This window comes from Flavobacterium cheongpyeongense (assembly GCF_003202435.1).
Classification (GTDB): domain Bacteria; phylum Bacteroidota; class Bacteroidia; order Flavobacteriales; family Flavobacteriaceae; genus Flavobacterium; species Flavobacterium cheongpyeongense.
This window is the reverse complement of the sequence record NZ_QJHK01000001.1, coordinates 133585-155939: the sequence shown is the minus strand read 5'-3', so window position 1 is coordinate 155939 and position 22355 is coordinate 133585. Positions and strand designations below refer to the sequence as shown.

Genomic DNA, 22355 nt, shown 5'->3' with positions numbered 1-22355 from the left:
TTTTCAGGAAAAGATTCAACAGCTTGTTTTGGTTTTATTTTGTAGATATTTAATTACATTTGCGACGATTCAAATTATCGGGATGAAACATACGCTACTTTTATTTTTCTTTATAAGCACTTTTACATTATTTTCTCAAAACAAAAATCAGTCTATTGGATTTAAAGAAAATAAAGGTCAGATTATTGATCAAAAAGGAAAACCAAATACTGCCGTAAAATATTTATTGAACTCTAACGGATTAAATGTTCAGTTAAAGAAAAACGGATTTTCTTATGACATTTATGAAGTAAAAAAGATTCCTGTTTCTCCTTCAAAAACATCGAAAACACTTCCATATCAGATTCCGGAAAAAGATAAAGACAAAGAACCTGAATATAGTCTGGAATATAAATTTCACAGAGTTGACATTGACTTTGTTAATTCAAATTCTAAAGTTGCGTTAATTACAGATCAGGAATCAAAAGATTTTGACAACTACTATAATGTTCCAAACAAACCGGAGGGGATTGTTGGCGTTCATCAATACAAACAGATAACTTACAAAAATATTTATCCAAATATTGATATTGTTTTTACAGTTCCTGACGATCCTCAAAAAACAGTTGAATATAATTTTGTAATTCATCCAAAAGGAAAAATTTCAGATATTCAATTAAAATTTAATGGTACCGAAACGGCTTTGGTTGATAATAAAATCCAGATGAATGTTTGTTTTGGAAAAATGGAAGAAATACTTCCTGCAAGCTGGATTGAAGATGGGACTTGTAAAAAAGAAGTTCCGATCCGGTATAGGAAAATTAAAAAAGGTGTTTATGGGTTTAATAGTCCAGAAACAGCTTCTGATAAAACTATAATAATTGATCCAGTACCCGTTCGTCTTTGGGGAACTTATTATGGAGGGGGAAAACATGATTTCGCTAACTATGTTTTTTATAAAGACAATTGTGTTTACTTAACCGGGGACACATACAGCTCCACTAATATTGCTACAACAGGAAATACTATTAATCATCAAAATGAATACGAACTTGACAGTTATATTGTCAAATTTAATAAAGATGGTATACGATTATGGGGTACTTATTTTGGAGGAGACAAGCAAGAACATGTTTATCAGATTAAAGTTTCTGATAATCAAAATGTATATGTAGTGGGTGAAACGGGAAGTGATAATAACATTTCTACTTCTGGAAGTTATCAACCAGATATGGGGCCACTTCCACAACAACGAGGCTCATTCTATCTCGGTTATTTTATAAAATTCGACTCTAATGGACAACGTAAATGGGGAACCTACTATTGGGGAACTGTTAATAGTTTAACTATTGATTCTTCTGAAAAAATATACATTTCCGGTGTGACTTCTGCACATGATAAAATTGCAACTCCAGGTTCATATCAACCTAATTTTGATGTTTCAGGTTATGTCCCAGATTATGGAGACAAATCAGATGGGTTCATTGCGAAATTTGATTCGGAAGGAAATAGAAATTGGGCAACCTATTATGGAGGCTCAGGAAATGATTGGATACAAGACTGTAAGATAGATTCAAATGGATTTATTTATTTTTTAGGAACGACAGAAAGTATGAATAATATTTCTTCCATTAATTTAACAGATTTACCAACCTACGCAAATGCTAGTAGTTTTTTAGTGAAATTTGACTCTAATGGTAATAGAATTTGGGGAACATATTTTGGAGGAGAAAAGCCTGATTATTCATTTAATTTGGGAATTGATTCCAATAACAATCTCTATACCTTTGGTTGGACGCAAAGCCTCACGAACATTTCTACTGTTGGAGCTTATCAAGAAATGTATGATAATCATTCCTTTTGGGCAACTCAAAATAATGGTTTTATCTTTAAGTTTGACTCTAATGGGAATAAAATTTGGGGAACTTACTTTTTTCCTCAAACTTTAGGGGGCTCAGTGTCTAAAAACGGTGATATTTATTTTGCCGGTACAACCTCAGCTGTTGATACTTCGATATCAACTCCCAATGCTTTTATGGAAAATTACAGCTTAGATAATCAGGCGTATTTAGTAAAATTTGATACAAATGGAAAAAGAAAATGGGGAACATATCATCAAGGAATTGCATTTGTAACTGAAACAGATAATAATGGCAATGTATATTTAGCAGGCCTGGGAGGTAATGAAAACAACATTGCAACACCTGGTACACATCAACCATATCCTTATGATATTTCAAAACCTTCATATGATGCTTTTTTAGTAAAATTTAAAGATTGTGAATCAAGTGCTTTAACATCAAGTAACTCTCCGGTCTGCATCGGTAAAACTTTAGAGCTTAAAGCTTCGGGAGGAACAAACTATTCCTGGACTGGGCCAAACGGTTTTACATCCACAGATCAAAACCCAACAATTCCAAATACAACAACAGCTAATAGCGGAGAATATAGCTGTTTAATTACAGGAACGGGCGGTTGTGATGATACTAAAAAAATTATTGTAGTTATTGGTGATGTCCAACCTCCATTTCCTAACATTGCAACTCTTCCTACAATAACAGGCGATTGTCATACTACTATAAATACTATTCCAACTGCTACAGATGCCTGTTCAGGAATAATTATTGGAATAACTACAGATCCTTTATCGTATACAATACCCGGCAATTATACTATTGTTTGGAATTACAATGATGCCAACGGGAATGTTTCACTTCAAAATCAAACTGTTACTATTACAAACCAACCTCTTCCAGTTGCTAATAGTCCACAAACTTTCTGTATGCTAAAAAATGCTACCTTAGCTGATATCGCAATTACAGGGCAAAACATCAAATGGTACAATAATTTAACTACAGGAATATTTTTACCACAAACAACTACATTGCAAAATGGACTGATCTATTATGCTTCTCAAACTATTAATGGTTGTGAAAGCGCAAGGACTCCGGTTACAATAAATATTCAAAATACTCTTCTGCCAACAGGAAATTCAAATCAGTCTTTTTGCACAGCACAAAATCCAACAATTGCAGATATTCAAATTACTGGACAGAATATAAAATGGTATGATGCAGTAAGTAACGGATCTTTATTAGCAGAAACCACAAATCTTGTTAACGGACGAACTTATTATGCTTCGCAAACAGAAAATAATTGTGAAGGTCAAAGATTAGGAATTACTGTTTCAATTGTAAACACACCTCCTGCTCCAACTGGAAATGGGACTCAATCATTTTGTAAAAACGAAAATGCCACTTTAAGCAGCATTCAAATTTCTGGACAAGATATAAAATGGTACAACACAAATTTCTCTGCTGCTAGTTTACCAAATTCAACTTTACTGGAAAACAACAGAACTTATTACGCTTCGCAAACTGTAGGATGCGAAAGTGACAGAACAGCTGTTTTAGTTAAAGTTTACGATACATCATTACCAACGGGAAATCGTAACCAACAATTTTGTATCGATCAAAATGCAACCATCGCTAATCTTGACGTTACAGGAACATCTCTAAAATGGTACGATTCTGCATCGAATGGAAATATTTTATCGCCAACAACTTTGCTTCAAAACAGTCTATATTACGTTACCCAAACATTAAACGACTGTGAAAGCGAAAGATTAACTGTGAATGTAAAAATTCAGGATACACAAAGTCCCATTGCTGATTCGCCACAAACATTCTGCATCCAAAAAAAAGCAAAAATTAGTAATATTGATATAGAGGGACAAAATATACAATGGTTTGAAAGTATTTCGTCTTCTGTTTCTTTATCTGAATCAACTTTACTCGAAAACGGAATTACCTATTATGCTTCCCAAACCGTAAATAATTGCGAAAGCGAAAGAATACCTGTTTTAATAAATATTCTTGGAGCTACAACAGCTGACTGTATCAATTTTATAAAGGAACTTCCCTACCCTAAATTTTTCACTCCAAACAACGATTATCAAAATGATACCTGGACAATTGATTTTGCTTATTTAAAACCCAATACAGGAATCCGGATTTTTGACAGATATGGCAAATTCCTGAAAGAAATAAGACCAAACAGCGAATGGGACGGAACTTATACAGGGCAGGATATGCCCGCTTCTGACTACTGGTTTACGGTTACAAGATTAAATGGAACAGAATACAGAGGCCATTTCAGCCTTAAACGATAAAAATAGAAAGCAAAAAAGGATGTCAGTTGACATCCTTTTTTATTTACTTATTCTTCTTTTTCTTTTTGGCTGACTTCTCTTTTTTCGAATCTCCGTTCAATTTTTTATTCAGCCTTTTTTCAGATTCTTCAATTGTATAATCATAACATGCATTGATTGTGGTAAGTTTTGCTTTTTTAATCACTTTCAAGGCTTTCTTAAATTCCTGCTGACGTTCTAAAAGCATTACTCTCTTCAAAAGAATCTCCGTTTTATTGATTCCTTTAACTGTCAATGCAAAATCAATCAGTTTCATTGCTTCTTCGTAATCTTCATTCAAAATTAAAGTATGAAGGTAAAAAGGATACACCTCTAAAGCATGGATATTAATTGAAAGTGCTTTTTGAAAATATTCTTTGGCTTCTTCATATTTTAACAACTGATCTGAAAAAACCTGACCGTATAAACACAAGGCCATGGTATTTTTATCATCGTAAGACAAAGCATAATCCAATGATTCGATGGTTTCTTCCAGTGAATACGGATAATTGTCTAATGCCTGAAAAAGATATTTATCTACTGTTTTCATAATTTTTTCTATTCGGAATGCAAAGATTTTATCCTTATTCGCGGTCTAGATAATCTTCCCGTTTTAATCTTTGCCGTTCCTGTTTGTAATTTTTTACTTGTTTTTGTTTCTTAAAATCGGATCCTTCAAAAATCCGAATCGGATTCCCACGCTGAATCTGCAATTGGTTCATCCACTGTGCCTGAAATTCGGCTTTGCATTGTTTTACAGTTTCGTCCTTAAACTTCTGAAGCAATCTTTCGGTTGCCAGTTTTTTATTCTGGTGCTGAGATCGAGAATCCATAGCCACTACGCTAATTCCTGTTGGAATATGAGTCGCCCGTACTGCCGAACTTACTTTGTTTACATGTTGTCCGCCGGCACCGGAACTGCGCATCGCCTGATACTGAATATCTTTTTCATCAATTTCAGTAGTTGCCGTTTTATCAACTTCAAAAATTCCGATAAACCAGTTTTTACGTTTATGAAATTTTCTAAACTGACTCTGCCCAATCCACTGAATGGTTCCTTTCCATGAATTAACAAACGCATTCAGATTATCACTTTCGAGTAAAATTGTTGCCGTTTCTACCGTTCCGTTTTCGATGCCTTTTTCCCGCTGAAGCAAGGTTGTTTTAATTTTATTCTCATTTGCTTCTTCCAGAAAAGTTTTCAGCACTTGGGCTACAACCCAACTGCATTCAGCCGGACCGCGACCTGAAGTTATTTGAATTATTTTTTCCATAATCTCTATTTTTTTTAGCGATCCATTCTAACGATTTTTGGTGTAAATGTTCCTAACACATCCACCAGTTCTGTTTGGTTTGCCATTACTTTATTAATGTCTTTGTAAGCCATAGGAGCCTCATCAATATTACCTCCAATCAAAGTCACATCATTTGCTTTGAGCACTTTTTTAATTTCGCTTTGCGTAAAAGTTTCTTTGCATTTTTTTCTCGAAAACAATCTTCCTGCACCATGAGATGCCGAATTTAAACTCGCTACATTTCCTTTTCCCTGAACTATAAATCCGGGTGCTGCCATCGAACCGGGAATAATTCCCAATTCACCTTTATTTGCCGGAGTTGCTCCTTTACGATGCACAATAACCTCTTTGCCGTTTACGATTTCCTTCCATGCAAAATTGTGATGGTTTTCAATGGTTACCACAACCCTTTTACCAATCGCTTTTGCAATTCGACGGTGAATATTATCATGACAGGCCTTGGCATAATCACCGGCTAAATTCATAGCCAGCCAGTATTCCTGACCGTCGTGTGTATTTAGATCCAACCATGCCAGATGCTGTACATTTTTAGGTAGTGGACATTGTTTGGTTGCCAGATACGTATAATGTTTTGCTATATTAGCACCCAAACCTCTTGAACCACTATGCGAAAGAACCGCAAAATAGTCTCCAACTCCAATCTTCCATTCGTTGAGCGGATCGGTGATTTTTGCAATTCCAAATTCTACAAAATGATTTCCTCCTCCCGAGGTTCCCAGTTGTTTGTAAGCTTTGCTTAAAAGGTTTTTTAAAAGCGGAATATCCTGAAATTCACTTCGGCTAAACACTTCATGATCTGTGCGAATGGTGTGGGTTTCATACATTCCAAATTTGGTATTGTCTTTCAAAATTGCCTCTAGCTGATGTTCTTTGCCTTTAAAGAAAGAAGCCGGAATATCAAAAATTGACAAACTCATTCGACAGCCGATGTCAACTCCAACACCATACGGAATTACGGCATTATCTGTTGCCAAAACTCCGCCAATTGGTAATCCGTAACCGGAATGCGCATCGGGCATTAAAGCTCCAGCCACTGAAATTGGCAATTTTAAGGCATCATACAATTGATATTTCGCCTGCTCATCAATTTCATTTTCTCCAAAAATAGAAAAAGGCGCTCTCGTATTATTAAGCTGATGCATTCTCACCTGTACCGGATTCACTAATCCTTCAGCAACTTTTCCCCAGGTTCCGTGTCCGGTAAATTTTTCCGGAAACAGTAAAACTTCTTTGGCTTCGGTTAATATGCTCTCTTTTTTTTCTCGTTTTCTGTATCGGTTGATTTGCCCTAAAGCAATATTGATACTATTATTTTTTGGAAAGCCTATTTTAATCAGGTCTTTTCCGGATAATTTATTTCCCATTTGATTTTTATTATTAAAATTTCCAAAATCAATATTGACTGTTTCTTTTTTACAAAATGAAATGCTTTACATCAAACAATTATGATATAAAAATATGTGCAAAACATGATGCAAAATCAGAGCAATAGATTTTGATAAACATTTTATCTGAAACAGATAAATTCAGTTCTTAGTAATCGGGAATTTTTGAAGTGTCTAGAATAAAAAAAGCCCGAAAGTTATTTTCCTTCGGGCTTGTTCATATCTTAAAATGATTTGCTATGATTGAGAAAAGCCACGAAGATACATGCCAACAGAATCTGATCCTGATGCGATGTTTTGAGAGGTAAGGTTTAATACAAACATTGTCTTCGTTTATTAATAGTTAATTATTTATTTTCTGATGCAAATTTTGTGAATTATTTTTTTAATAAACAAATTAAATCATAAAATTTTCTTAAAAAAATTTTCGATAAATTAAAAATCAAACACTTACATATTTGAAACAAATTCCATAAAGCATAAAAAATCAAGGTTTTTTTAAGATTATTCCAAAAAAAAGGTAACGAATAACTCGTTACCTCGGTATAGTTAGTTTCAGAAATATTAAAACTGATGTACTTTTTTAGAAATCACTAAAAAGGAAACTAACGAAATAATAGCTGCAATAATCAGGTAAAAACCAACATAATTCAAACCATACGTACTTGCCAGCCAGATCGCAATCATGGGCGCAAATGCAGCTCCTAAAATTCCGGCCAGATTAAAGGTTAAAGATGCACCTGAATAACGAACAGTGGTAGGAAATAACTCTGATAAAAATGTTCCCAGAGGCCCATAAGTAAAGCCCATGAGAGACATTCCGATACAAACAAAAGCCGTTACTAAAAACGGACTTCCGGAATTAAGGAATAACGAAAAGAAAAATCCAAAAGCAGCAATAGCAATTGTAGTGAAAATTAATATTTTACGACGGCCAATTTTATCGGCAACCAAAGCTGAAATGGGAATAAAAAGAGCGAAAAACAATACCGAAAACAATTGGATCAATAAAGCATCTCTTTTGACATAACCTAAATCAGAAGTGACCCAGCTGAGGGTAAATACAGTCATAAGATAAAACACCAAAAATGTTGTAACTGCTGCAAGTGTACCAAAAATCAATTGATTTTTATAGGATTTAACCAATGTTAAAAACGGAACTTTTACTTCTTCGGCTTCTTTTTTAGAATTTTCAAATGATGGCGTCTCAGTAATTTTTGTTCTGATATAAAAACCTACTATTACCAAAAGTGAACTCGCAATAAAAGGAATTCTCCAGCCATAATTCATAAAATCTTCATTACTCATAGAGTCTGTCAACAATAAAAAAGTTCCTCCTGACAGCAGCAATCCGATTGGAGCTCCCAATTGCGGAAACATTCCATACCAGGCACGTTTATGTGGTGGGGCATTTTCAATCGCCAGTAAAACGGCTCCTCCCCACTCTCCTCCTAAACCAACACCTTGCCCGAATCGGCAAAGCATCAATAATAACGGAGCTGCAACACCAATACTCGCATAACCAGGTAAAAATCCTATTGTAACGGTAGAAATTCCCATAGTTAATAACGCGGCAACTAAAGTAAATTTTCGACCGATTTTATCTCCATAATGCCCAAAAAAAGCAGAACCCAACGGACGTGATAAAAAGGCAATTGAAAAAGTGGCCAATGATTCTAAAGTTGCCATGGTAGCATCTGAACCGGGAAAAAATAATTGAGGAAAAACCAATACGGCTGCATTGGCATAAATATAAAAATCAAAAAATTCAATTGTGGTGCCAATAAGGCTTCCAAACAGAACATGCTTTAAGGAGTTCTTTTGATTTGGGTTATTTTTCATACAGCTGTGATATAACTTTTTTACCTGCAAAAATAAAGTTTCATTATCAATAATTCAGTTTTAGAAAAATTAGTTTCATAACACTCACGTTTTTTAACAAATTTTATAAATTTTCAATGTTACACAACTTCTCAAAAACTAAAAACCTGATTACAAAGTTTTTAAACCAAAAATCAAAAATCAAATCATAAGCAATCGTTAAAACCATTTTTAACTGCATATTTTCATTAAATTTACAGCTGTCAAAAATAAATTCAAAATTATGCCAACCGACTGTATCAGCTATCAAAACTCAGGGTATTTCTCTAAATTGATGCAAGACTATTTAGATCAGAAACCAGAATTAAAACCGCTGTACAATCATTTTCCAACACTTGAAAATTTCGAAAAACAAATCGTCGAAAAGCAATCAAATTTTGATAATGCAAACCGTGTTCTGCTAGTGAATACGCTAAAAAAGCAATATAAAAATATCGAAATCTCAGATTCGACTAAACAAAATATTGAACTTTTAGCGCTCGAAAATACATTTACAATTACCACAGGACATCAGCTAAATTTATTCAGCGGTCCTTTGTATTTTTTATATAAAATCATCTCGACAATTAACCTTACCAAAGAATTAAAGTCGAAATACCCATCGAATAATTTTATTCCGATTTACTGGATGGCAACTGAAGATCATGACTTTGAAGAGATCAATTATTTCAATTTCAAAGGAAAAAAATTCCGTTGGAACAAAGAAAGTACAGGGCCTGTTGGGAGACTTTCAACTGAAGGTTTAACCGAATTCCTTGAAATTTATGCCCTCGAATTGGGATCAAGTACCAACGCAAAGACGCTAAAAAAGCTCTTTGAAGATACTTATTTAAAACACGACAATCTTGCTGATGCAACCCGTTTTTTAGCCAATAGTTTATTTGCTTCACAAGGCTTGGTTATCATTGATGCAGATGATGCCGACTTAAAACGTGCTTTTATTCCGTATGCAAAAGAGGAACTGGTACAACAAACCTCGTTTAAAAAGGTTCAGAAAACAATAGAAAAACTGGCAGATTATACCGTTCAGGTAAATCCACGTGAGATTAATTTGTTTTATATTGAAGACAACTTACGCGAAAGAATCATTTTAGAAAACGATAAATACTTCGTTAACAATACAAAAACATCATTTTCTGAAGAAGAAATTTTATCTGAACTAGAAGAAAATCCAGAAAAGTTTAGTCCTAATGTCATCATGCGACCGTTGTATCAGGAAATTATTTTACCCAATTTATGCTATATTGGCGGAGGCGGGGAAATTGCATACTGGCTGGAATTGAAGTCGTTTTTTGATGCCGTTGACATTACCTTTCCGATGGTGTTAGTCCGTAATTCGGTGCTTTTAGCAACAGAAAAGCAGGTCAAAAAAGCAGAACAGTTACATTTAAACTGGAAAGACCTATTTACAAAACAAGAAGTTTTATTAAACGCTGTAACACACAAAATATCAGCTTTCCCAATTGATTTATCTGCCCAAAAAGAAATTCTGAAAACCCAGTTTCGATATCTTTATGAATTGGCTGAACAAACCGATAAATCTTTTTCGGGTGCAGTAAAAGCACAGGAGGTTAAACAGATGAGAGGCTTGGAAAATCTGGAAAAACGTTTGTTAAAAGCTCAAAAAAGAAAATTGCACGATCAATTAGAAAGAGTTACTGATTTGCAGTGTGAATTGTTCCCAAATAACAGTTTGCAGGAACGTCAGGCAAATTTTTCTGAATTTTATTTAGAAAAAGGAGAGCAATTAATTCCATTATTAACTCAAAAACTAAAACCTTTAGAGACTATTTTTTCAATTATCACCCTATAATCACATACAAAATACTGAAATAATTCAGGATAAAACAATCACTCTGTTCTAAATTATTTTTTCAAACCAAATAGCGGTTTATTTTGTGGATATTCTACAGAAATAAATTAATATTTAAAGTTTAAAATACATTTGCAATTTATAGATACGCAAAAATGTAGAGACAATAGTAGAGGCATACAGCAGTGCGTCTTTTTTTATACTAAATTTTATTATTCAAAACACCATTCAAACCTATTTTAATTATGAATTTATTAAAATCAATTCACAAAAAAGTTCTATTTTTGCACCAAATTTAAAAAACACAAAAAATGGCTACAAATAGAACTTTTACAATGATTAAACCGGATGCTGTTGCAAACGGACACATTGGGAATATCCTTGCAATGATTACAAATGGCGGTTTCAAAATCGTTTCTTTAAAATTAACGCAATTAACTGTTGCTGATGCAAAAGCATTTTATGCAGTCCATGCAGAAAGACCTTTTTACGGAGAATTAGTTGAATTCATGTCACGGGGACCAATTGTTGCTGCTATTTTAGAAAAAGACAACGCTGTAGAAGATTTCAGAACTTTAATTGGAGCTACAAATCCTGCTGAAGCTGCAGAAGGAACTATCCGTAAAGCATACGCAACTTCTATCGGAGAAAATGCTGTTCACGGATCTGATAGCGACGAAAATGCTGCGATCGAAAGCGCATTCCATTTTTCAGGAAGAGAGCAGTTTTAGTACTCAGAGTTCAGCTTTTAGCTGTCAGGAATTTACTTAGCAATAATAAAAATGCCGATTCAAAATTTGAATCGGCATTTTTTACAAACAAAATACTGATACTGAATACTATATTCCTATCTCAAAACCACATCCTTCACCACATCACGACCTAATTCTTCATTAATCATTTTAACGATTTTAGATTTTCCGTGACTTAATTCCTCTCTTAAAACCGCAGATCCCAGTTCAACATAAAGTGTACTCCCTTTCAGGATCACATTCTTAGTATAGGTATTAACTCCGCTTCCCATCAATTCCTTCCACGCATCGCGTACATCAATCTGATCCATTCCTGACTGTAACTTATTTACCTCAATAATCTGTTGCAAAACAGCCCCAATCGTACTTTCGTTATTTAGTCTTTTTGCCATCGTTTAATAAATTTACTGGTCCTGATTTTTTATAATGATATTCTTTATTCTGATTGTTTTTTACCACAAAAGTTGCATCCGAAATCGAAATCAATTCCTCACTCCACTTTGCATAATTCGTTTTATAGTCCAGAAAAGTGCCTTTGTCTGTAAACCGAACTGTAACATTTTCAAACGTATTAGTCGTTAGGAAAGTCCCGTCAAGCTGGGCCATAACTTTAGTTCGGGTTCCTTTTTTACCTTTAATTTTAAAGAAATCAAAATTCTCATTCATTCCGTATATTTTCTCATCACCTTTATCAAAAACCACTTTTTCAATTTCCCAATAACCGTTGAGTTTTGCAATATCTTCAGGTTTTATTTCCTCTTTGCAGCCTACAAACAAAAGCAATAGAACCAAAATCATAAAAGTATTTTTCATATCATGTTATTTACAAGAAGCAATTCCTGCTGTACGCTATATCTTTTACCTGCTGACAGCAGCAGGTAAAAGGATGTCGCTTCCATCAGGGCTAGGGCTCCGGTTTTCAAAAGCAATTTATCGAACTACAAAGATAACCTTATAAGCTGAAAAAGAAATTAAAATCAGCAAAACCCATTAAACTATTTTGCTTATTTTTGGTCAAACCACGAAACCAAAAAAAATAAAACCATGACCAAAACATTTTTTAAAATCCTGATCCTGCTATTCTTTGTAAGTTGCAGTAAAGACGACAACACTTCGGATACCACCCCAACACAAACTATGTACTTTCCTCCCGCAAGCGGAACCACTTGGGAAACAACATCAATTTCAGACCTAAAATGGAACCAAAATGCGGTACAGCCACTTTTGGATTACCTGGAACTTAAACACTCAAAATCATTTATAGTTTTAGTAAATGGAAGAATCGTTTTAGAAAATTACTTCAACGGTCATTCAGCAACGACAAATTGGTATTGGGCAAGTGCCGGAAAAACATTGACCTCAACAGTCACAGGAATTGCACAACAAGAAGGTCTTATTAACATCAATAATAAGGTTTCGGACTATATCGGTCAGGGCTGGACAAGCGAAACGATTGCTCAGGAAAACCTAATTACCTGCAAAAATTTACTAAACATGACATCAGGACTAGATGAGAGCACAGACGCTGTTGATCCTGCCAGTCTAAATTACAAAGCCAATGCAGGAACACGCTGGGCATATCACAATGTATATGTAAAGTTACAGGATGTAGTTGCACAGGCAAGTAAACAAACCTGGCAAAATTATTTCAACGCCAAATTAAGGGATAAAATTGGAATGAATGGTACTTGGGTACAAATTGATAATAATAGCGTTTATGCAAGTACATCAAGAAGCATGGCCCGCTTTGGACTTTTGATGCTCAATAAAGGTAAATGGGACAACACTACTATTTTAAACGAAGCCTTTTTTAATGAAGCAACAACTACATCACAAAATATCAATTTGGGATACGGTTATTTATGGTGGCTTAACGGAAAAGCCAGTTATCATTTACCGCAATCTCAACTACAATTTAATGGAAGTTTAATTCCTACCGGTCCAAACGACATGTTTATGGCTTTAGGCAAAAATGACCAAAAAATATACGTGATTCCAAGCAAAAAAATGGTAGTCATTAGAATGGGAGATGTTGCAAATCCTGAAAATCCAACTTTTGCCTTATCCGGTTTTGATGAAGAATTATGGACAAAAATTAGTGCTTTATACCAATAAGTTAAAACACTTAATTTATAAAATCAATAGTTTTTAGATCAATTGCCAGCCTTTACTTTTCAAAAAGCTTTTGCATTCCCTGCAGAAGCTTTTTTCCTGATCTAAAGGATTACGACCCTCAGCATCCCGCATCAGACAAGTTTTAACCTTACAATGAGGCAATCCAGCTGTATGACCTAATTCATGCAGAATTAATTTATAAAACTGTTGATTTTTATTTTTGACTGACAATCTAAAATCTGAAACAACACAGGCTCTTCCCGGTCTATACCCCAAGCCCATTACACCCCAATCTTTAATACCGCTTTTAGTTGTACTGATATCAAAATGTGACAATCCAACAATTACTGAATCTTTACCGATACTCTTTTTAAGGTTTTTAATAATACTGTCGGCACGATATCTGTTTCTGGGGTCATAAAAGGAATTTGATGGAAAAGAAATATTTTGTCTTAGAACCACATTAGAGTTAATCGTCTTAATTTGCTTAAAAACTTTTTCAGCCTGATTTAATTTAAAATTACCTAAAGGCTGAACAACAATTACCTTTTGTTGTTCTGTCTGAAATCCTTTTGCATCTTTTTCATCTTTCTTGTTTGTGCAGGAAAGATGAATAAAGAGCAAGAGGATACTATAATATTTCATGAAATTAAACAGAAAAGACAGACAATAACAACACTATCGCTTTGTGCGGATTCTTTTTAACATTCCTGCAAAAAAGAAGGCAAGACCTAAAACCAATAAAATATAGTAAAAAGACAAACTTTTATCCTTTAATACATTTGCTAAAACAAAACTTAGAACGCTTGCAAAATAAAACGCAACAGGAGATATATTTTTAAAAGAATAAAAACCCATTTTATTGTAAAAAATTTATTTAAAGAAACTATCTACGAATTCATATTTATTGAAGACCTGTAAATCTTCAATTCCTTCGCCTACACCAATATATTTTACAGGAATCTGAAACTGATCTGAAATACCAATTACAACCCCGCCTTTTGCAGTTCCGTCTAATTTTGTAACAGCCAGAGAAGTTACTTCTGTCGCTGCCGTAAATTGTTTAGCCTGTTCAAAAGCATTTTGCCCCGTAGAACCATCTAAGACCAAAAGTACATCATGAGGCGCATCAGCAACTACTTTCTGCATGACACGTTTTACTTTTGAAAGTTCATTCATTAAGTTGATTTTGTTGTGCAAACGTCCAGCAGTATCAATTATAACCACATCTGCATTTTGAGCTACGGCTGACTGCAAAGTATCAAAAGCTACAGAAGCAGGGTCACTTCCCATATTCTGCCTTACTATTGGAACATCAACACGATCAGCCCAAATTTGCAATTGATCAATAGCAGCAGCACGAAACGTATCGGCTGCTCCCAAGACTACTTTATAACCAGCCTTTTTAAACTGATAAGCCAGTTTACCAATAGTAGTAGTTTTGCCTACACCATTCACACCAACTACCATTAAAACATAAGGCTTTTTATCTTTTGGGATTTCAAATTCGGTTGCTTCACCCCTGTTTGTTTCAGATAATAAGGCCCCTATTTCATCACGAAGAATTTGGTTTAACTCGTCTGTTCCTAAATACTTATCTTCAGCGACACGTTTTTCAATTCTTTCAATAATTTTCAAAGTGGTATTTACACCAACATCAGAGGCTACCAAAATTTCTTCCAGATTATCTAAAACATCATCATCGACTTTAGATTTTCCTGCTACAGCTTTGCTTAGCTTGGAGAAAAAAGTTGTTTTTGTTTTTTCAAGACCTTTGTCTAAAGTCTCTTTTTTCTCGGCTGAGAATAATTTTTTAAAAAAACTCATTTTTTTTGTAGGTTTTTAGAATTGTTGGGACTTCAGTATTTTTTTTTAAAATCTGAAAGCCAAATATTTAAAGAAAGCCAATTGTTTTTATTTAGCCCCGACAGAAACGCATCCTTTGTCTGCCTTCTTTAGGCGGGAAAACATATAAAAAAACGGACTAATGTCAGGCTTCTCTAAATTTAAGACAAATATAAAAATAAAAAAGCTACTTTCGGAGTGAAAGTAGCTTTTCTATATACTGTGATTGTAATTATTTCTTTTTCAAGAAAGTATCAACTTCTTCAGGAGCCATAATAGATTCTACGAATGTATATGCACCAGTTTTTGGAGATCTTACCATTTTGATGGCTTTTGATAATCTCTTAGAAGCTGTTTGTAACGATGCTACGGTTTTCTTTGCCATGATTCAAATGTTATTGAAATTAATAAAAAAACAAAGACTGGATTTGAAATTTTATTAAACCTCTAATTATTACTTAATTTCTTTGTGAACTGTTACTCTTTTCAGGATTGGATTAAATTTTTTAATCTCTAATCTGTCTGGAGTGTTTTTTTTGTTCTTTGTTGTAATGTATCTTGAAGTTCCTGCAACACCAGAAGTCTTGTGCTCAGTACATTCTAAAATTACCTGGATTCTATTACCTTTCTTTGCCATCTTGCTATATATTTATTTAGGAAAAGATTATTTTATAAATCCTTCTGACTGCGCTTTTTTCAAAACAGCAGAAATTCCATTTTTATTAATTGTTTTTATCGTAGATGCTGCTACTCTAAGAGTAATCCATCTATCTTCTTCTGGAAGATAAAAACGCTTTTTAACTAAGTTTACAGAAAACTTTCTCTTAGTTTTGTTCATAGCGTGAGAAACGTTATTTCCTACCATCGCTCTTTTACCTGTAAGGTCACAAACTCTTGACATTATACTTATCTTTTATCGTTATTCAAAATCAGGGTGCAAAGAAAAGAAAAATAAACCATTGTAGCAAAAATTTATTACACAATTTTTAAAATTTCTTTTTGTAATATTTCCAGACTCTTAATACTAGCCCTATCAATCACTTTTTCACGAGGTTGTCCAAAGTTAAATTCTTCCACAATTACACCATTTGGGGTAGCTAAAGCAATAAAAACTGTTCCAATTTCAGCATCAGAATCGCCTTTTGAAGGCCCGGCATTGCCTGTTGTTGCGATCGCATAGTCGGTTTTTAGTAAGTTTTTTACATTTAAAGCCATAGCCTGGGCGACTTCTGCACTAACGACAGAATATTGTTCTATTAAATCCTGCTGAATACCCAGAACATTCACTTTGGTTTCGGTTGCATACGAAACAACACTTCCTTTAAAATAAGCTGACGAACCCGGAACAGCAGACAACAGAGAAGCGATTCTTCCTCCTGTACAACTTTCTGCCATTGAAATGGTTTTATTTTGTTTTGAAAGCAGCTGGCCAATTACGGTCTCAATTGTTTCATTCTCTTCGTACCCCACTATTATATCGTGAATTATTGCGTCTAAAGATTTTACTTTTTCTTCAATTGCTTTTTCCAATTGTTGTCTATCGGTTCCTCTAGCTGTTAGACGTAAACGTACCCGTCCGGGATTTGGCAGATACGCCAATTTTATAAAATCAGGCAAATTATTCTCCCAATCCTCAATACGTTCTGCAACTAAACTTTCACCCTGCCCATAAGTTAAGATGGTTTTATGAATAATGTAAGGACGCTTATATTCACGAACTATCCTGGGAATCACCTCTTCTTCAACGAGATATTTCATTTCGTAAGGCACACCTGGCAACGAAATAAAAACAGTTTCTTCCTTTTTCATCCACATACCCGGAGCCGTCCCAACCTGATTATGCAGTATCGTACAAGTTGAGGGCACTAAAGCCTGATCTTTATTCATTTGGGTGATGGGACGTTTAAAATACCCTTCGATCAATTGTGTTACATGTGCCAAAACCTCAGGATTTACAACCAGCTTATCATCAAAATAGTCACAAAAAGTTTTTTTGGTCACATCGTCTTTCGTAGGACCTAATCCTCCTGTAACCATAACCAGATCAACCGTATTTTGTAACTTTTCAAAAGTGCTTAAAATATGCTTTTTATTATCGCTGATAGAAAGCATCTCGGTAATTTCGACTCCAATTCTATCTAGTGATTTTGCAATAAACCCCGAGTTTGTATCTACAATCTGACCAATTAAAATTTCATCACCAATTGTTATGATAGCTGCCTTCATATTTATAGAATTTTTTACTTACAAAACAGCAAGTTATTATTAAAAAGTAGGTTATCGCAACCATTTGCGTGAGGGGTAGAAACGGCATCCTTTTGTGACAAAAAGAAATATCCTGTTTTTCGGAAATTTCAGGAACAAAAGATATAGTGGATAACCCGACCCCATTTTTGACCTTTTTATTTTGGTCAAAAATGGGGTCACGCCCTAATTCAGATCAAAGTCTTTTTTTATTTCTTTGATAGCATCATTTACCTGCTTTTTGATACTTTTAAAAGTTTCGATGATATCTTTCTTTTTACCTTCGGCCTTTGTCCATGCTTCTACTTGTAAAATCTCTTCAAAGGCAACATTTAACCCCATTAAATCAAGGGTAGGTTTTATTTTATGCGCATAAGAATAGGCATGTTTGTGATCTTTTTTCTTAATACCCTCTTTTATTTCCTTTAAATCTTCCGGTACTTCAGTAACAAACAACTTTAGAATCTCGTTTACAAATTCCGAATCATTGTCTGAAAGCGCATACACTTTTGATAAATTGTATTTTAATGCCATTATTTTACTTGTATTCTGAATAATTTTTTATCTTCTAAAAAGCCTTCTAAAACATCATTTGGCTTAACTGCCGCAACTCCTGAAGGCGTTCCTGTAAATATAACATCACCTATTTTTAATGTAAAATACTGTGACACATACGAAATAAGTTCATCTATTTTCCAAAGCATAAGCCTTGTATTGCCTTTTTGAACTGTCTTCGAATTATTTGTTAATTCAAAATTAATATTTTCAACGGAACTAAAAAGTGTCTTTGGTAAAAAATCCCCAATTACAGCAGAACCATCAAAAGCCTTTGCTTTTTCCCATGGCAATCCTTTCTCCTTTAGTGTTGCCTGTAAATCACGAGCTGTAAAATCAATACCTACACTTATTTCTTCGTAATATTTATGTGCAAATTTGGGCTCTATATACTTTCCTACTTTGTTAATCTTCACAATAATCTCAATTTCATGATGAATATCTTCTGAAAATTCAGGGATCACAAAAGGATGCTGTTTTAACAAAACTGCCGAATCGGGTTTCATGAAAATTACGGGTTCCGCAGGTCTTTCATTTTTCAATTCTTCAATATGACTGGTATAATTCCTACCGATACAGATTATTTTCATTTTTTAAATACTGGGGTTTCTGAGATACTGAAAGGTTAAAGACCTTACAACTTTAAATCATTAGTTTTTTTAAACCTTATTTAGTATTTAGTTTCCTTAACTTTATTGCTGTTAAAACTTTTTTGGTATATAAAGGAAAATCAGCATTTTGAATCCAACTGTAATATCCGGGTTCAGATTCTAACACTTTTTCAACTTTCGCTCCTTTGTGTTTTCCGAAGGTAAAAATCTCTTCATTGTCTTTATCAAAAGCAATCATTCCTGCAAAATCAGCAATTTTTTTTCGTGTAGTAAATTCAGATAATGATTTCATGTCATTTTCCAGTTCAGGATAACGATCTAATTGTGCTTTTAAAATTTCATAAGTTGCCATTGTATCAGCTTCGGCAGAATGTGCATTTTCGAGACTTTTTCCGCAATAAAATTTTAATGCCGCACTTAAGGTACGTTCTTCCATTTTATGAAAAATAGTCTGAACATCTACAGAAACTTTATTTTTCATATCAAAATCAACACCTGCGCGAAGTAATTCTTCAGCTAGTAAGGGAATATCAAAACGATCAGAATTAAAACCTCCCAAATCACTATCTTTAATCATATTGTATACTTGTGGCGCCAGGTCACTAAATGTTGGCTCATTGGCCACCCTTTCATCTGTAATACCATGTACCGCTGTTGTGTGTGGCGGAATAGGAATTGTTGGATTCACTAACCATGTTTTACTTTCTTTATTTCCGTTTGGAAAAACTTTAAATATTGAAATTTCTACAATCCTGTCTTTCCCGATATCAATTCCAGTGGTTTCTAAATCGAAAAAGCAGATTGGTCTGGTAAGTTTGAGTTCCATTTTTTTATTTTTGAATATTTACAAATGTAATTTTTAAAGATAATTATCACAAATTTATTGTTTCAAACAACTGTTAAAATTATTTTTAATAAGTTCTTATACATCAAAACAAAAAATCCGGTAAAATTCAAAATTCTACCGGATTTGATATGATATATGTATAAATTTTAAAAATCCCTCTCGACATCAAACGCTTCGAGGTACTCTGCTACACGCTTTACAAAGCTTCCTCCTAGTGCCCCATCGACAACTCTGTGGTCATAAGAGTGCGACAAAAACATTTTTTGACGAATCCCAATAAAATCACCTTCTGGCGTTTCTATAACTGCAGGAACTTTACGAATTGCCCCTAAAGCGAGGATTCCAACTTGTGGCTGATTGATAATTGGAGTACCAAAAACACTACCAAAAGTACCAACGTTTGTAACGGTATAGGTTCCTCCCTGAGTGTCATCCGGCTTGAGTTTTCCGGTTCTAGCACGGTTTGCAAGATCATTTACAGCTTTTGCCATTCCGACAAGGTTTAACTGATCTGCATTTTTAATTACAGGAACAATCAGGTTTCCGTTTGACAAAGCAGCTGCCATTCCTAAATTTATATGCTTCTTTTTAATAATATAATCCCCTTCAACTGAAATATTGATTCCTGGAAAATCTTTTATTGCTTTCGCAACAGCTTCCATAAAAATAGGTGTATAAGTAAGTTTTTCACCTTCTCGTTTTTCAAAAGAGGCTTTGACTTTGTCTCTCCACTTTACAATATTTGTTACATCAACTTCTATAAAAGACTGAACGTGTGCAGAAGTCTGCAATGAAGCCACCATGTATCCCGAAATCAGCTTCCGCATTCTGTCCATTTCAACAATTTCATTTTCTCCATTTACAGAAACCGGAACGGCTTGAGTTTTTTGAGGTGCTGCTTCTGGAGATTTTGGCAAAGGTTCAAGTTTTGGCAAAAGTTCAACTTTTACTTCTTCACTGTCAGATTTACGGTTCTCAATATATTTTAAAATATCTTCTTTTGTAACCCGGCCGTCTTTGCCTGAACCCGGAATGTTTTCTAATTCTGAAAAAGAAACACCTTCTTCTTTGGCTATATTTTTTACTAACGGTGAATAGAATTTATCTGAATTAGAGAAATCCTGAGGTACAGAAACCACTTCTCTGGCAATTTCAATTGTTTTTTCAATTTCAATTACTTCCTTAGGTATTGCATTTTCTTCAACAGACTTTGTTTCAGACAGGCTTTCTTCTTCTGTTTCGATAATCCCTATAACTTGCCCAACCTGAACCAGATCATCCTTGCTAAATAATTGTTCGGTCAAAATTCCTGACACTTCACTTGGCACTTCACTATCAACTTTATCTGTTGCAATTTCCAGTACTGCTTCATCAGCTTCAATTTTGTCTCCCACTTGTTTCAACCAGTTTGTAATGGTAGCTTCGGCTACACTTTCTCCCATTTTTGGAAGCCTCAATTCAAATCTTGCCATATTATTAACCTAAAAGGTGATTTTGATTTCCAGATTGCGAAATTACTAAATATTTCAAATATAAATTACACAAAATATAATTTTTACCTAATTTCTATCATTTCGCCCTGTTCGTTTTTAGAATTACTCCCAATAATAAAATTGGCATTTTTGGGTAAAATTTTAAAAGTAATTCCTTTCTGCTGAAGAGTTTCTAAGATTTCGATACATTTTTTAAAAGAAACATATTGATTATCCAAAATAATTTCAACCCTTTTACCCTTTGAAACGAGCCACGAATTTACCATTTTTTCCTTTTTGAAATCCAAAAAAGTGACTTTATTTTTTAAAACTAAAGACAATCGACTGCACAAAATTTCATTTGAAGACAAAAAAACATAGCTTTCCGGTAGTGGATTTGACTTAGGCTTTCCCTGAAACATTTTTGCTAACGAAAAAAGAAAAATCCCAATTTTAATAAAAACCAAAAAAAATAAAGATTTTCTAAAATGTTTTTGATAAAAAAATCCCATTGCTTCCTGAAACCTCATCATATACTGCTCATCTTTTACCGTACTTTCGCCTTTGTAATGAATAACAGATGTCTCATGGAAATAATAATTGTTTTTTTTCTTTTGCAAAACAGAATACGACAAATCTATATCATCGGCGTACATAAAGCAATTTTCATCAAAGCCTCCTACTTCTAAATACAATTCCCGTTTCATTATCATGAAGGCACCCACCAAAATATCCACTTTTCCTGTTTGATTTTCTGATAAATATTGCGCGTAATACTGATTAAAAATCTTTTGATTGGGGAAAATTTTATACAACCCTAAAATTTTTGTAAAAGCTACCCAGGGTGTTGGAATTCCACGTTTGCTTTCTGGCAGAAATTTCCCTGTTCCGTCAATAAGTTTACATCCTATTATTCCTAAGTTATTTTGCTTTTCGGCGAAAGCTATAATTTTAACAAACGTATCTTCTGCAACTACTGTATCGGGATTAAGAATACAGATATATTTCCCTTTGGCCTGCCTTACTCCAATATTATTTCCTTTTGGGAATCCTGAATTCTCTTCATTTTCAATCAGTGTAATTTCGGGAAACCTGTTTTTAATCATCTGGCAACTGTCATCAGTAGAATTGTTATCTACTACAATAATTTCCCCATCAATTGCAGAAAGTGCTGCCTGAACACTTAATAGACATTGCTCCAGGAAATAACAAACATTATAATTAAGAATTATGACCGATAATTGCATTAAAAAATTGAGTTGAAATATTTGGGGAAGTTAAAAATTTTCAACCAAACCTACGAATACACAAGTCGGTTTTTACTTATCCGAAAACCAATACAAGGATTACT

Annotated in this window: 21 protein-coding genes; 4 read left to right on the top strand and 17 right to left on the bottom strand. The window is 34.0% G+C overall.

All coding sequences use genetic code 11. The features are described 5' to 3' along the window. Positions 1-82: 82 nt before the first annotated feature. Entirely contained in the window at positions 83-4150 is a 4068-nt protein-coding gene (locus tag DMB65_RS00715) for a DUF7948 domain-containing protein (RefSeq protein WP_110304758.1), read from the top strand. Between the two features lie 43 nt (positions 4151-4193). Here the strand turns inward: DMB65_RS00715 and DMB65_RS00710 are convergent, their stop codons facing one another. From DMB65_RS00710 to DMB65_RS00695, 4 genes are all read right to left on the bottom strand, one after another. Beyond that, complete coding sequence (locus DMB65_RS00710; protein WP_110304757.1) at positions 4194-4718, bottom strand: hypothetical protein; 525 nt, start codon at positions 4716-4718, stop codon at positions 4194-4196. A 34-nt stretch (positions 4719-4752) separates the two neighbouring features. Then, positions 4753-5442: a peptide chain release factor H gene (prfH, locus tag DMB65_RS00705; protein WP_110304756.1), complete on the bottom strand. Its 690-nt coding sequence runs from the start codon at positions 5440-5442 to the stop codon at positions 4753-4755. Between the two features lie 14 nt (positions 5443-5456). Further along, on the bottom strand, positions 5457-6848 hold the full coding sequence (locus DMB65_RS00700) for an RtcB family protein (protein ID WP_110304755.1): 1392 nt from the start codon (positions 6846-6848) through the stop codon (positions 5457-5459). A gap of 585 nt (positions 6849-7433) precedes the next feature. Next, entirely contained in the window at positions 7434-8711 is a 1278-nt protein-coding gene (locus DMB65_RS00695) for an MFS transporter (RefSeq protein WP_110304754.1), read from the bottom strand. 262 nt (positions 8712-8973) lie between these two features. Between DMB65_RS00695 and bshC the strand changes: the two genes are divergently transcribed. Together bshC and DMB65_RS00680 are read left to right on the top strand one after the other, a co-directional pair. After that, positions 8974-10563 carry a bacillithiol biosynthesis cysteine-adding enzyme BshC gene (gene bshC, locus DMB65_RS00685; protein WP_110304752.1) on the top strand — a complete coding sequence of 530 codons (1590 nt, stop codon included), beginning with the start codon at positions 8974-8976 and terminating at the stop codon, positions 10561-10563. 311 nt (positions 10564-10874) lie between these two features. Next, a complete protein-coding gene (locus tag DMB65_RS00680) occupies positions 10875-11294 on the top strand; it encodes a nucleoside-diphosphate kinase (RefSeq protein WP_110304751.1) in 420 nt (139 codons plus the stop codon). A gap of 116 nt (positions 11295-11410) precedes the next feature. On the opposite strand, the gene DMB65_RS00675 is transcribed toward DMB65_RS00680, so the two are convergent. Together DMB65_RS00675 and DMB65_RS00670 are read right to left on the bottom strand one after the other, a co-directional pair. After that, complete coding sequence (locus DMB65_RS00675) at positions 11411-11707, bottom strand: DUF721 domain-containing protein (RefSeq protein WP_110304750.1); 297 nt, start codon at positions 11705-11707, stop codon at positions 11411-11413. Continuing rightward, a complete protein-coding gene (locus DMB65_RS00670) occupies positions 11688-12128 on the bottom strand; it encodes a hypothetical protein (RefSeq protein WP_110304749.1) in 441 nt (146 codons plus the stop codon). Before DMB65_RS00670 ends, DMB65_RS00675 begins: the two co-directional genes overlap by 20 nt. A 231-nt stretch (positions 12129-12359) precedes the next feature. Between DMB65_RS00670 and DMB65_RS00665 the strand changes: the two genes are divergently transcribed. Further along, positions 12360-13430, top strand: coding sequence for a serine hydrolase domain-containing protein (locus DMB65_RS00665; protein ID WP_110304748.1), 1071 nt, complete (start codon positions 12360-12362; stop codon positions 13428-13430). Between the two features lie 33 nt (positions 13431-13463). On the opposite strand, the gene DMB65_RS00660 is transcribed toward DMB65_RS00665, so the two are convergent. From DMB65_RS00660 to DMB65_RS00605, 11 genes are all read right to left on the bottom strand, one after another. Next, positions 13464-14075 carry a Zn-dependent protease gene (locus DMB65_RS00660; protein ID WP_110304747.1) on the bottom strand — a complete coding sequence of 204 codons (612 nt, stop codon included), beginning with the start codon at positions 14073-14075 and terminating at the stop codon, positions 13464-13466. A 228-nt stretch (positions 14076-14303) separates the two neighbouring features. Further along, positions 14304-15257, bottom strand: a complete 954-nt coding sequence (ftsY, locus tag DMB65_RS00650) for a signal recognition particle-docking protein FtsY (RefSeq protein WP_110304745.1) — start codon at positions 15255-15257, stop codon at positions 14304-14306. 250 nt (positions 15258-15507) lie between these two features. Further along, positions 15508-15660, bottom strand: a complete 153-nt coding sequence (locus DMB65_RS00645; RefSeq protein ID WP_110304744.1) for a DUF4295 domain-containing protein — start codon at positions 15658-15660, stop codon at positions 15508-15510. A gap of 69 nt (positions 15661-15729) precedes the next feature. Continuing rightward, positions 15730-15912, bottom strand: coding sequence for a 50S ribosomal protein L33 (gene rpmG, locus DMB65_RS00640; RefSeq protein WP_017495179.1), 183 nt, complete (start codon positions 15910-15912; stop codon positions 15730-15732). Positions 15913-15939: 27 nt separating this feature from the next. Next, positions 15940-16176 (bottom strand): 50S ribosomal protein L28, encoded by a 237-nt coding sequence (rpmB, locus tag DMB65_RS00635; RefSeq protein ID WP_007805815.1) that lies wholly within the window; start codon positions 16174-16176, stop codon positions 15940-15942. Positions 16177-16250: 74 nt separating this feature from the next. Next, positions 16251-17501 carry a competence/damage-inducible protein A gene (locus DMB65_RS00630; RefSeq protein WP_110304743.1) on the bottom strand — a complete coding sequence of 417 codons (1251 nt, stop codon included), beginning with the start codon at positions 17499-17501 and terminating at the stop codon, positions 16251-16253. A 204-nt stretch (positions 17502-17705) separates the two neighbouring features. Further along, positions 17706-18053 (bottom strand): Hpt domain-containing protein, encoded by a 348-nt coding sequence (locus tag DMB65_RS00625; protein ID WP_110304742.1) that lies wholly within the window; start codon positions 18051-18053, stop codon positions 17706-17708. Then, a complete protein-coding gene (locus tag DMB65_RS00620) occupies positions 18053-18664 on the bottom strand; it encodes a fumarylacetoacetate hydrolase family protein (protein ID WP_110304741.1) in 612 nt (203 codons plus the stop codon). Before DMB65_RS00620 ends, DMB65_RS00625 begins: the two co-directional genes overlap by 1 nt. Before the next feature lie 76 nt (positions 18665-18740). Then, positions 18741-19511: a 3'-5' exonuclease gene (locus tag DMB65_RS00615; protein WP_110304740.1), complete on the bottom strand. Its 771-nt coding sequence runs from the start codon at positions 19509-19511 to the stop codon at positions 18741-18743. A gap of 167 nt (positions 19512-19678) precedes the next feature. Beyond that, the gene (locus tag DMB65_RS00610; RefSeq protein ID WP_110304739.1) at positions 19679-21004 is read right to left on the bottom strand and encodes a dihydrolipoamide acetyltransferase family protein; all 1326 of its coding nucleotides are present in this window, start codon (positions 21002-21004) and stop codon (positions 19679-19681) included. A gap of 83 nt (positions 21005-21087) precedes the next feature. After that, positions 21088-22251, bottom strand: coding sequence for a glycosyltransferase family 2 protein (locus DMB65_RS00605; protein ID WP_110304738.1), 1164 nt, complete (start codon positions 22249-22251; stop codon positions 21088-21090). Positions 22252-22355 lie beyond the last annotated feature (104 nt).